This window comes from Azospirillum mesophilum, assembly GCF_053470405.2.
Genome location: NZ_JBPXMQ020000032.1, coordinates 17,821 through 30,331, shown reverse-complemented (window position 1 = coordinate 30,331; position 12,511 = coordinate 17,821). Strand labels below are relative to the sequence as shown.

The 12,511-nt window shown below is 68.7% G+C and carries 5 protein-coding genes; 1 reads left to right on the top strand and 4 read right to left on the bottom strand.

The window, feature by feature from the left end; translation table 11 throughout:
• Positions 1–155: 155 nt before the first annotated feature.
• Complete coding sequence (locus ACSVC7_RS24340; RefSeq protein WP_448207514.1) at positions 156–4,595, top strand: FkbM family methyltransferase; 4,440 nt, start codon at positions 156–158, stop codon at positions 4,593–4,595.
• A 69-nt stretch (positions 4,596–4,664) separates the two neighbouring features.
• Here the strand turns inward: ACSVC7_RS24340 and ACSVC7_RS24335 are convergent, their stop codons facing one another.
• The 4 genes from ACSVC7_RS24335 to gmd all read right to left on the bottom strand — a co-directional run bounded on the left by ACSVC7_RS24335 (position 4,665) and on the right by gmd (position 12,112).
• Positions 4,665–7,223 carry a glycosyltransferase gene (locus ACSVC7_RS24335; RefSeq protein ID WP_483508759.1) on the bottom strand — a complete coding sequence of 853 codons (2,559 nt, stop codon included), beginning with the start codon at positions 7,221–7,223 and terminating at the stop codon, positions 4,665–4,667.
• A 142-nt stretch (positions 7,224–7,365) separates the two neighbouring features.
• Positions 7,366–10,017, bottom strand: coding sequence for a glycosyltransferase (locus ACSVC7_RS24330; protein WP_448207516.1), 2,652 nt, complete (start codon positions 10,015–10,017; stop codon positions 7,366–7,368).
• A 53-nt stretch (positions 10,018–10,070) separates the two neighbouring features.
• Positions 10,071–11,036 carry a GDP-mannose 4,6-dehydratase gene (locus ACSVC7_RS24325; protein WP_448207517.1) on the bottom strand — a complete coding sequence of 322 codons (966 nt, stop codon included), beginning with the start codon at positions 11,034–11,036 and terminating at the stop codon, positions 10,071–10,073.
• A gap of 26 nt (positions 11,037–11,062) precedes the next feature.
• Entirely contained in the window at positions 11,063–12,112 is a 1,050-nt protein-coding gene (gmd, locus tag ACSVC7_RS24320; RefSeq protein ID WP_448207518.1) for a GDP-mannose 4,6-dehydratase, read from the bottom strand.
• Between the last annotated feature and the right edge of the window lie 399 nt (positions 12,113–12,511).

Here is a 12,511-nt window from a genome sequence, read left to right as displayed (position 1 = left end):
AGCCTGTGATTTGCCGTCGTCGGCGATGCGGGTGTCGGCCTCGGCTCAATGCAAAAAATCACGCCTGGAAAGCAGGTGACGCGTTATGGTCAAAATGGAACAGCCGCCGCGTGTACTTCATGGGGTTGCGCTTCACGCCCCCGTCCGTGAGGCTGATGGATTTGCCGCTGCTTGAACGTCTGGGTGGGGCGGATCGCGTTTCGGATGCAAGAGGAACCATGGTTTTCGTCTCCTATGCCCAGAATTTTGAAGATGCCCTGCTGTGGCGTGCCCTGAAACACGTCGGTAAGGGCACATACATCGACATAGGAGCGTGGGACCCCAACTATGATTCCGTGAGCAAAGCCTTTTATGAGCAGGGCTGGCGCGGCATACATGTTGAACCGAACCCGCGATACGCGGACGTGATACGCCGCGAGCGTCCCGATGAACTCGTTCTGCAGGCTGCGGTCCTGGATCACTCCGAAAGCCTGACCTATTACGAAATCGTGGACAATCCGGGCATGTCCACGGTTAAGGCCGACATTGCCGAGGAGCGGCGCCGCCAGGGACACAACTTCGTTGTCCATGATGTTCCCTCGGTCACCCTGGATCATGTCCTGGGGCGGGCTGCGACCGACGAGATCCATTGGCTGAAGATCGATGTCGAAGGTGCCGAGGCCGCCGTTCTCAAAAGTTGGGTGAAGTCCAGGCGCCGCCCCTGGGTCGTCGTGATCGAGGCCATCGATCCTGTAACGCGGTCCGAAAATTACCGGGATTGGGAAAACCTCATTCTGTCGAAGGGGTATTCTTTTGTCTATTTTGACGCCCTGAACCGTTACTACGTGTCGAAGGCCCATCCGGAGTTGAAGGAATACTTCCGGTATGGGGTGTGTCTTTTTGATGAAGTCCAGACGTGCGAGAACAACTGGACGGCCGGCGCCATCGTGCAGCGGTACAAGGGCGAGCTGGAACAGGTACGGACGGAGGCTGCCGCTCGGGCCTTGGAGGCGGAGAATCGCTTCCTTGAGGAACGAGCCCGGTTCAAGGAAACCGAGACGGAACTGCGCGGCAGCCTCGATGGTGCGCAGGCCGCGCTGAACCACGTGCACCATGTGCTTGGAGAGGCGCGGCAGAAACGGGACGAGGCACAGGCCGCCCTTGAGGCCGCGCAAGGCACGCTCCAGGAAAGTCAGGAAGCCCTCGCCCAGGCGCAACGGGATCTCGCGGAGACGCGCGGGGAGCGGGACACCGCGCAGGCCGACCTGCGCAAGAGCCGGAGCGCACTCCAGGAGAGCCAGGAAGCCCTCGCCCAGGCGCAACGGGATCTCGCGCAGGCGCACCAGGAACGGGACACCGCACAGACTGCTCTTGAGGCCGCGCAAGGCCCGCTCCAGGAGAGCCGGGAAGCCTTCACCCAGGCGCAACGGGATCTCGCGGAGACGCGCGGGGAGCGGGACACCGCGCAAGCCGACCTGCGCAAGAGCCGGAGCGCACTCCAGGAGAGCCAGGAAGCCCTCGCCCAGGCGCAACGGGATCTCGCGGAGACGCGCCAGGAACGGGACACCGCACAGACTGCTCTTGAGGCCGCGCAAGGCCCGCTCCAGGAGAGCCAGGAAGCCCTTGCCCAGGCGCGGCGGGATCTCGCGGAGACGCGCGGGGAGCGGGACACCGCACAGGCCGACCTGCGCAAGAACCGGAGCACGCTCCAGGAGAGTCAGGAAGCCCTCGCCCAAGCGCGGCGGGATCTCGCGCAGGCGCGCCAGGAACGGGATGCGGCGCAGGCCGAACGCGCAACCATGCAAGGCGCGCTTCAGGAAAGCCGCAATGTGCTCACCCAGGTGCAGCGGGACCTCTTGCAGGAACGCGAGGCCGCGCAGGCCGAGCGGGCAACCGCGCAGCGCGCGCTTCAGGAGGGACAGGCCGCGCTGACCCAGGCGCAACGGGATCTCGCGCAGGCGCGGCAGGAACGCGACGCGGCACAGGCCGAACATGCGGCCACGCACCGGGCGCTCCAGGAAAGCCGGGATGCCCTGGCGCAGGCGCAAGGTGCTCTGACCCGGATGCAGCGGGAGCTTGCGCAGGCGTGCCAGGAACGGGACGCGGCGCAGGCCGAACGCACGGCCGCCCAGGCGGGGCTTCAGGAGAACCGGGATGCCCTGGCACAGGCGCAGCAGGAGCTTGCGCGGGCGTGCCAGGAGCGGGACGCGGCGCAGGTCGACCGCGCGACCGCGCACGCCGAGCTTCGCGAGAGCCGCCAGGCGCTGGAACCAACCCGGAATGCCCTGGCACGGGCACGCGCCTTGCTCGATATGGCGCGGCGCGAATTGGCCCAGCGGCGTCCCGGCGCGGCGGACCAGAACGGTTCGGGGCCGGACAGCCTTGCCTTCCTGTCCGCGTTGACGTGGCGTTTCGGCACTGCCGCGGACGGGCAGGACGGCCGTTCGCTTGCCCGGATCGAAATGCTGCGCGCCGTGGAGCAGCTCGGCGGAGTCGTCGTGCCGGAGGAGGCGCCCTTCGCCGCCGACGTGACTGTGGTGGCGGCGCTGCCCGCCACGCCGCCCGCCACGCCGCCCGACGTCCGGGAGACGCCGGCCCTCCTGCTGGAGCATGACTGGGCGGAGAGCGGCTTCCCGGCCGAGTGGATCGGCCGCGTCAACGAACGGCTGGGCGGCGTCGCCTGCGTTTCCAGGCACAGCCTGAAAGCCCTGCTCGACCAGGGACTTTCCATTCCCGCGGCGGTGGTCGGCATGGGTGTCGACCATTGGGAGGCCGTGGCGACCGCGCCGGGCATGGTTGCGCCGGGCAAGGGGGTTCGCTTCCTGCACGTCTCATCCGGCACGGCGGATTCCGGCCTCGACCTGCTGCTGGAGTCGTTCGGGTATGTGTTCAGCGACGAGGACGATGTGTCCCTGATCGTCGTGCACAACGGTCCGGATACCTCCGGGATCACGGCCCAGCTCGCCCAGCTTCGGGGCGGCAATCCGCATTATCCGGATGTCGTCGTGATCGGCACGGCCCTGGACGACGGCGAGCTGAAGGCGCTTTACGAGCAGTGCGACGTCTTCGTCGCTCCCATCCGCGGGCCGGGTTCCGGCCTGACGGTCGCGCAGGCCGTCCTGTCCGGCCTGCCGGTGATCGCGACCGCCTGGGGTGGCCATCTCGACTACTGCGACGGCACGAACGCCTGGCTCGTCGATTTCCGCTACCGCCGGGCACAACTCCCCGGCACGCCGGGGATGTCCGTTCTGGCCGAGCCCATCGCCGGCTCGCTGGACGATTGCCTGTGGAGCGCCTATCGGACTCCGCCGGCCGAGCGCCGGGAGAAGGCCGCCGCCGGTCGCCGCCGGCTCCTCGACCACTTCACCTGGAAGAACGCGGCGGCACGCCTGGCGTCGCTGGGGGACGCCGTGCGGGATGGAGCCCGGGATGGAGCCGCCGGCGGGCCGGGTCCGGTCCGGATGGCGTGGATCACGACCTGGAACGAGAAGTGCGGGATCGCCACCTATTCCGAGCATCTGCTCGCGGCCATCCCTTCGGAGGACGTCTACATCTTCGCGCCGCGCAAGGAGTCCCTGGTCCCCGACGGTCCCAACTGCCTCCGGAACTGGAACGTCGAGAAGGTCAGGAACGGCTTCGACCAGGTCCTGGACGATCTGTCCGCGCTGTCGATCAACGCCGTCGTCATTCAGTTCAACTACGGCTTCTTCAACCATTTCGAACTGGACGACTTCATCAAGGCCTGCGCGGACCGGGGCGTGGCGGTCTTCATCGACCTGCACTCGACCATCGATCCCTATGACGGGATGGACAACTTCCGCCTCTCGGACTTCATCGGCGGGCTGCGGAAGTGCCACCGGATCCTGGCGCACACCTTGGGGGACATGGAACGTCTCAAGGCGCTCGGGCTCGTGGACAACGTCCTCCTCTTCCCGCACGGCGCCATGAACAAGGTTCACCTTTCCGCGCTGCACACGCACAACACGCCGCCGCTCATCGCGGCCTTCGGCTTCTGCCTCCCCAACAAGGGTTTGGTGGAGCTTGTGGAAGCCATCGGGATCCTGAAGCAGCGGGGGACGGTCGTGCACGCGCGCATGCTCAACGCCGAGCATCCCGCCGGCGTGTCGGCGCAGGAGGTGCAGAAGGTCCGGGAGGCGATCGACCGCCTCGGCCTCGCCGCCGAGGTCGATTTCCGCACCGAGTTCCTGGCGGACGAGGTCTGCCTGCCGCTGCTGGCCGAAGCCGACCTCGTGGTCAACCCCTATCAGAAGACGAGCGAGTCCGCGAGCGGGTCCGTCCGCTACGGGCTGTCGGTCGGCCGCCCCGTCGCCGTGACGCCGCTGCCCTTCTTCGACGACCTGGGCGACGCGGTGTTCCGCCTCCCCGGCATCACGCCGGAGCTGATGGCCGACGGCATCGCCGAGGCCCTGGAGCACATCGAGCGGGGGACCGAGACCGCCAAGCGCGTCGAGGATACGGCCCGCGCCTGGATCGAGGCGCATGACTACGCCCGGCAGGGCCTGCGCCTTGCCCAGATGGCCCGCGCCTTCGCCCGGTCGCCGGTGTCGGCGCGCCCGGTCGCCGATGCGGGCCTGCTGTGCCCGGCCGGAACGTGAGCGGCGGGGATTGCGCATCGGGCGGGCGCGTCCCGCCCGATGCCTTTATCCTTGGCCTTTATCTTTTAGTCACCGCAGCGTCCGCAGGGTCTCGTCATCCGGGGCGAAGCGGGCGTTGTGGTGGCGGTCGCGGGTGATCCGCGCGCCCCAGCGCTCGGCGAAGCCGTGGTTTTCCAGGATGCGCTGCTCCCGGAATCCGGGATCCTCCATGATGTCGCGGAACGACACCGATTCCATGTGCAGCAGCACCGGGCGCGGCGTGAAGACGATGCGGTGTCCGGCCTCCCGCACGCGCAGGCACAGGTCCACGTCCTGCAGGTAGGTCGCCATCTGCGTGTCGAAGCCGTTGAGGTCCTCGAACACGGTGCGGCGGATCAGCAGCGCCGCGCCGGTCACGGCCGACACCTCCCGCGGCGCGCTCGCCGTGAACAGATAGTCCCCGTGCGGCAGGGAGGCGCAGCGCAGCGTGTGCCCGGCGATCCCGTGATAGCCGAGGAACATGCCGCAATGCTGGACCCGTTCGTCCGGGTAGAGCAGCAGCGGCCCGGCCACCGCCACCTCCGGGTTGGCGAGCGGAGCCCGCAGCGCCTCCAGCCAGTCGCCGGTGACCGGCACGATGTCGTCGTTGAGGAAGAGCAGGGTCTCCCCCTTCGCCCTCTGCGCCCCGAGGTTGGACTGGGCGGAGAAGTTGTAGGGGACGTCATGCCTGATGAGCGTGACTTTGGGGTGCTCCGCCAGGCGGGCGAGGTTGGTGCGCGCGACGGCGTTGGTCGTGTTGTTCGACACGATCACCACATCCTCGACCACGTCGCCCAGGGTGAGGATCTGGCGGACCAGCAGGTCCGTCAGGCGCCCCTTGTCCTTGGTGCTGATGACGATCGACACGCCCGTCTTCGCCGCGGTCGCCGGTTCGACGCCGGCGGGAAGGAAGACCGCCGGGGTTGAGGGGGCGATCGCGGTCAGGCGCTCTGCGCTGATCGACGCCGTCTGGTCCGGCACCTCGACGAGCGGCAGAGCGATGTGGGCCAGGGCGGCGTAGTCCCGCCGCACCGTCAGCTCGGTCATGATCCGCAGCGCGGCGGCGTGGCCGCCCGGCTGCCCGGTGGCCCGGACCGCCGCCGCCGCCAGCCGCGGCCGGGCGGCGAAGCGCGAGCGGAAATAGTCGCAGTTCAGCGCGTGCGTCAGGTCCACGCCCGGCAGCAGCAGCGGGTGCACGCTGTCTTCGTGGCGATAATACAGATCGAAGAGGATGAAGAGCGGTCCGTCCGCCGCCGTCCGTTCCAGCGCGTCGACCGCCGCCGCGTCGATGCGGTCGCCGGCACGCAGGAAGCCGATCAAATCCCCATCGCCGCAGGCGTCCAGCCGGGCGGCGAGCGCCTCGATCCCCGTGCAGACGGTGGTGCCGGCCGGCACGCCTCCGGCCGCGAGGGCGCCCGTCGGGTCGAAGACGATCCAGTCCGCCCGGCCTGCGGCGTTGCTGTCGGCGAGGGCCGCGAGCGACGCCGGCAGCCGCAGCGCCTCCTCCGCGTCGTCGGCGGCCAGGACCACATGCAGGCGGGGTGCCGCCCGCAAGGCGGTGCGCTTGCGGGCTTCCAGGCGGGCGGACGAGAAGGCGAGCGCCCTCCACCGGCCGAACTCCTCCTCGGCCAGGGCGAAGTCCCGGGACAGCGCGCGCATGCCCGCGGGGTCGCCGGGGTAGGCCGGCCGCCCCTCCGCCCGGCCATGGCGGAGATGGTGGATCAGCGGGTTGTCCCCGCTTGCGGCGGCGTCGGGATAAAGGTCGAGATACCAGCCGGTGCGGAAGCGCGGGGACGGATCGCGGCGTTCCCGCCAGCCATGCTCCCGGAAATGCCAGAGCGGATCGACCCCGGCCTCGCCGACGTCGGGGTAGCGTTCCAGATACCAGGCGGGATCGAAGAAGGCGTTGGGCGCGCGTCCCTCCGCGCGGCCCCAATGGACGTAATGGACGAACGGGTCGAGGCCGGACGCCCCAACGTCGCCATGGAACTCCTTGTACCAGGCCGGGTCGAACAGCGGGTGCGGGGTGGCGCCGCGCCGGCGGCCGACGTGCAGGTAATGGCCGAGCGGCGTCAGGCCCGACGCGGCGGCGTCGGGGTTGACCGCCATGTACCAGGGGGCGTCGAACAGCGGGCAGGGCTCGCAGCCCTGGGCGCCGCCCACCAGGGCGTAATGGACGAGCGGGTCGACGGGGGCGTTCGCGGCGTCGGGGCTGTGGGCCTTGTACCAGTCCGGCAGAAACAGCGGGTTGGGCGAGCGTCCCTCGCGCGCGCCGATCCTCAGGTAATGGCTCAGGGGGTCGCTGCCCGCCCCGGCCACGTCCGGATAGCGTTCCAGATACCACCCGGTGTCGAACAGCGGGTGGGGAAAGCGCCCCTCCGCGGCGCCGCGCGCCACAAAATGCAGGATGGGATTCAGGCCGGCCGCCGCCACCTCGGGATTCTGTTCGAGGTACCAGGAGGTGTCGAACAGCGGGTTGGGGTCCAGCCCGTTCCGCCAGCCAATTGCCAGGTAATGGGCGAGGGCGTCGTCCGCGCTGCCGAACGGGATGCCGGCCTGGGCCGAATAATAGAACGGATCAACCAGCGGGGACCCGGCCAGAAGGGACATCGGGAGAGCATGCAACGACACATGAGGCGCTGCGTCCTCTCCATGCCGCGGCGCGGACCATTCGGCAGGAAATCCCATGGAGCGTCTCCATTGTCTCGTGTCTGTTCGCCGCGGCGAGGGCTTCTTGGTCGGGCTGCCCCGGTCACCCGGTCACGGCACGGCGGAACACGCGCTTCGCGCGGTCGAGGGCGTCCTGCCCGACGTCCCCTTCGAAGCGGGCGTCGGGATAGAGCCCCTTGGCCTCCAGGAAGAGGTCCCAGTGGAGCGCGGACCACGGGCGCAGCTTGGCCGGGTCGACGCCCGCCTCGTCGGCGAGCGCGAGGATCTCCGGCATCATCGCGCCATGCCACCGCACGCGCCAATGGCGCCAGGAGTTGACGGCGTTGCCGACGATGCCGGTCTCGGCCATCCAGTAGGCCGGGGCCTCCGCGTAGGTGCCGACGATCATCCGCGTGGTCGGAACGCACTCGACCAGATTGCTGAAGGGCGCGCCGGTGAAGGGGAAGTTGAAGCAGGCCGCGGCGAGGTCGGTGCGGAAGACGATGGGGTAGATCGCGGTGAACAGGTTGTCGTGCTCCGCCGCCGCCCGGCGCACCGGGCACGGTCCCGACGGGCTCGCCTGGGGAGCCAGCAGCACGCGCTCGGCGATGCAGCCGGGAGCGCTGTCCGCCTCGCCGAACCGCTCGCGGTGGTAGACCCCGAAATTCAGGAACAGGAACGGCAGTTCCGGCTGTTCGCGCAGCCGTTCGAGCACGGCGGGGATCGCGCCGGGCGTGATGAAGTCGTCGTCGCCGATCATCCAGACGAAAGGGGTCGACACGGCCGCCGCGCAGACGCGCAGGTTGCCCAGCATGCCGACGTTGGCGCAGGTGCGCCGGATCTCGACCGGCCGGTCTCCGAACTCGTCCCTCAGCCGGTTCCAGGACTGGTCGGTGGAGGCGTTGTCGACGACCAGCAACCGCACCTCGTCCCGGTGGCCGGCCGCCAGATCCAGCAGCCAGCGGACATTCTCCCGCACGAACGGGTAGCGGTTGTAGGTCGAGACCGCGATGGTCAGGATCGGCCCGCGGTCTTGCCGGGTGGCCGCGTAGGCCGGCCGGCTTGCGGATCCCAGGGCGAGCAGCATCCGCTCCCGGTCGCGAACGTCCCGGCGCAGGGCCTTGCGGCGCATGAGGTCGAGCACGGCCTGCGCGCCCTGTTCCTCCAGGACGGCGCGGTCCGGTTGGCCGACCACGATCCCGGGCAGCATCCCGTCGAAGGACACCATGCTGGCCAACCCGATCAGCGCCTGGTCGAGCGCTCCGTTCGGGGCCAGGCAGGCGTCGGAGGAGAGGAGGGCGGCCGCCGCGTCCGGCGGCCAGCCGAGAATCGGGCCGACCATGTCCGAGCGGAAGAGGAAAACCCGGGTCCAGTCCTCCGGAAGCTCTGGCAGGCCGGTGGCGGGCGCCATGGCGTCCATGGCGCAAATCTGCACCGTGCCCGAGGACAGCGGCAGGTCCGCCACCCTCGGCGGGCGGGCCGGTTCGGTGTTGCTGAGATCGCGGGCGGCGAGATCCCGCAGGGCCGTCCGCAAAGCCGCCCTGTCCCGCCGGCGGGCGATCCGGGGATCGCGCGTGGAGGTGAGCAGGACGAGTTCACGCGCGTAGTCCGCCCAGGTCCGGAAGGCGCGGCCCCGTATCCCGTCGTCGAGACGCGCCCTGAGGGCGGGATCGGTGGCCATGCGTTCGAGCGCCCGCGTCAAGGCGAGCTGGTCATTGACGTCGACGGCGAGGCAGCCACCCCCCTCGGCGATCTCCATCATGGAGCCGAAGTTGGCGCAGACGGCCGGAACGCCCCGCGCCAGGCTCTCGCAGATCGGCAGGCCGAACCCTTCGTCGTTGGAAGCGAACACCGAGAAGGCCGCGCGGCGGTAAAGCTCCTCGATCTCCGCATCGGACAGGTAGCCATGGTAGTCGACCGCCGGATCGCCGTCGGTGAGCGACCGGAAGCTGTCCGCGACGGCCGGGTGCAGGGCGCCGACCAGGACCAGCTTCCAGCCGCGCAACGGGCCGTCCTTCAGGGCCTTGAATGCCTGGACGAGCTGCACCTGCCGCTTGCGCGGCTCGACCGTGCCGACCGACAGGATCAGCTTGTCCGGCTGGCGCGCCGGGGCTGCGGCGGGGTGGGGATGTCCGTCGTCGCGGTCCGGCAGCGGCAGGGGGACGATCCGGGACGGCATGGAGGCCGCCGCGACCGCCGCGGCACCCGCAAGCTCCGTGTAGTGGTCGAGAAGGACGCCGGCGGAGTAGCGCGAGATCGGCAGGATCAGGTCGCTCTGGGCCAGGCGGTTGACGTAGACGGTGTGGGGATCGCGCTGGGACGCGTAGTCGCGGTTGGTGATCGGGATCAGGTCGTAGAAAACGGCGGCGACCGGGATCCCGTACTCGCGGCACTGGGCCACGACGCGGGCGTGCACGTCGTTGCCGTTCGGAAAATGATAGGCGATTTCCGGCTGGATGAGCCAGACCGGCTCGTCGGCGGGAAGCGTGTCGCCGAACCGGTGGTGCACACGGTGCGCGAAGCGGTTGATCCTCACGCCGGGCGGCAGGGTCTCGGACCCGAACAGGCGCTTCAGGTCGGTGCGGCCGGCGTAGCGGAGCTGGTTGGCGCCGGCGTCCCAGGTCACGAAATCGACGTCGGCGATCCGGGCGAGTTCCCGCGCCAGATTGACGACGACGCGCTGCACGCCGGAACGGCTTTCGGCGTCGATCGTGTGCCCGACGAAGTAAAGGAACTTCCGAACCGTGTCCTGCACCGTGTCATCCGCCCTGAAAAGACGCGCTCCTTTCTGCGTTCCCGCTCAAGGATTCACGTCGCTGCGGCCAGTTCGGCCTTGATCAGCCGCTCGACGATCTGCGGCAGCAGGGTCTTGGCCTTCCAGCCCAGGCGGGCCTGGGCCTTGGCCGGGTTTCCGACGCTGCAGTGAATGTCCATGGGCCGCTGGTGGGCCGTCCCCTGGACCACATGCTCCCGCCAGTCCAGCCCGAAATGCGCGAAGGCCAGATTCACGAACTCCTCGAGCGCGTGCATCTGCCCCGTCGCGATCACGAAGTCGTCCGGCTGGTCCTGCTGCAGCATCCGCCACATCGCGTCCACATATTCCGGCGCCCAGCCCCAGTCCCGGGCCACCGCCAGATTGCCCAGTTCCAGCGTCTTCTGCCGTCCCTGGGCCACCGCGATCGCCCCGCGGATGATCTTGCGCGTCACGAAGCGTGCCGGCCGCAACGGCGATTCATGGTTGAACAGGATGCCGGAGCACGCGTACAGGCCATAGGCCTGGCGGTAGTTGGCGACCATCCAATGGGCCGCCGACTTCGCCACGCCATAAGGGCTGCAGGGCCGGAACGCCGTCATCTCGCTGGCAGGCCCGTCCAGCGTGTTGCCGAAGCTCTCGCTGGACGAGGCGTGATAGAAGCGCGCCGCGATTCCCAGGAAGCGGATCGCCTCCAGGATGTTCAGCGTCCCGGTCAGGATGCTGTCGAGCGTCTCCACGGGCTGCTCGAACGACAACCCCACCGCGGACTGGGCGGAGAGGTTGTAGATCTCGTCGGGGCCCACGGCCTTGATCACCGGCATGATGCTGCGGAAATCGTGCAGCGCCGCCGAATGAACCTGCACGTGGTCGCGCACCCCCAGGATTTCCAGGTTGCGGAACGTCGCCATCTCGCAATCGCGCGACGTTCCGTGCACGGTGTAGCCGCGCTCCAGCAGGAACTGCGCCAGATAGGCGCCGTCCTGCCCGGAGATGCCGAAAATCAGTGCCGTTCCGGCCATGGTCGGCCCCGCCGCGCCTCAGCGCGTCACCGCTGTTCCCGCTCCAGCCGGGCGAGGTCGCTCGCCACCATCTCGCGCACCAGTTCGGGGAAGGCCGTGGTGTGCGTCCAGCCCAGCTTGGCGCGCGCCTTCGACGGGTCGCCGAGCAGCAGGTCGACCTCGGTCGGACGGAAGTAGCGCGGATCCACCGCGACCAGCACCTCGCCGGTCGCCGTGTCGACGCCGGTTTCCTCGACGCCCGAGCCGCGCCATTCGATGGTCCGGCCGACGCAGCCGAAGGCCAGCTCCACGAACTCGCGGATCGGGTGGGTTTCGCCGGTGGCCAGCACGTAGTCGTCGGCGGTCGGCTGCTGCAGGATGCGCCACATGCCTTCGACGTAGTCGCGGGCGTGACCCCAGTCGCGCTTGGCGTCCAGGTTGCCCAGATACAGGGTCTTCTGCCGGCCGAGCTGGATCGCCGCCACCGCGCGGGTGATCTTGCGGGTCACGAAGGTCTCGCCGCGGGTCGGGCCTTCATGGTTGAACAGGATGCCGTTGGAGGCGTGCATGCCGTAGGCTTCGCGGTAGTTCACCGTGATCCAGTAGGCGTACAGCTTGGCCGCCGCGTAGGGGCTGCGCGGGTAGAAGGGGGTCGTCTCCTTCTGCGGCGTCTCCTGCACCAGGCCGTACAGCTCCGAGGTCGAGGCCTGATAGAAGCGCGTCTTCTTTTCCATGCCCAGGATGCGGATGGCTTCCAGGAGGCGCAGCGTGCCGAGCCCGTCGGAGTTCGCCGTGTATTCCGGCGTCTCGAAGCTCACCTGCACATGGCTCTGGGCCGCCAGATTGTAGATTTCGTCCGGCTGGGTTTCCTGGACGATGCGGATCAGGTTGGTCGCGTCGGTCAGGTCACCGTAGTGCATCCGGAAGCGGACGCCCTCTTCGTGCACGTCGTGGTACAGGTGTTCCACACGCTCCGTGTTGAAGGACGACGAGCGCCGCTTCACGCCGTGAACCGTGTAGCCCTTCGCCAGCAGCAGTTCCGCCAGATAGGCGCCGTCCTGTCCCGTGACACCGGTAATCAAAGCAATCTTGCTCAACGCTCGCTCCTGTTTCTCAAAACCGCAGGTCCGCATCCGTTCCGGACAGCATGGCACCAATCTGGATGGCCGCGCGAAGCTACGTCTTTCGCGCTAGTCGCGTCAACAAAACGGTGGCGCACCATGGGACTGGTTGCCGTGCCAGGGAATTCAGGCACTCCCGCCTCGTCAATACATGCTCATGATGCGCAGCGACTCTTTGTCACCCAAGTCTGGTTACCAAAGCGTTGTCTTGGAAACGCCGGCCTGGGACCAGGGCCTGGGACCGGGGCTTGGGACCCGGGCTTGGGACCCGGGCCGGGCGGCGGGTGCGAAAATCGGGAGGACGGGGCTGTCAAGACGCCCGCTATCGCGGTATAGAAGCGGCCTGCCCGGCTTGTTTCGGAGTTTGGATGCCGC

Excerpts from the sequence above, each read along its gene's own strand:
- ACSVC7_RS24340 (WP_448207514.1), top strand. The coding sequence starts at position 156 with ATGGATTTGCCGCTGCTTGAACGTCTGGGTGGGGCGGATCGCGTTTCG.
- ACSVC7_RS24335 (WP_483508759.1), bottom strand. The coding sequence starts at position 7,223 with ATGTCCCTTCTGGCCGGGTCCCCGCTGGTTGATCCGTTCTATTATTCG.
- ACSVC7_RS24325 (WP_448207517.1), bottom strand. The coding sequence starts at position 11,036 with ATGGCCGGAACGGCACTGATTTTCGGCATCTCCGGGCAGGACGGCGCC.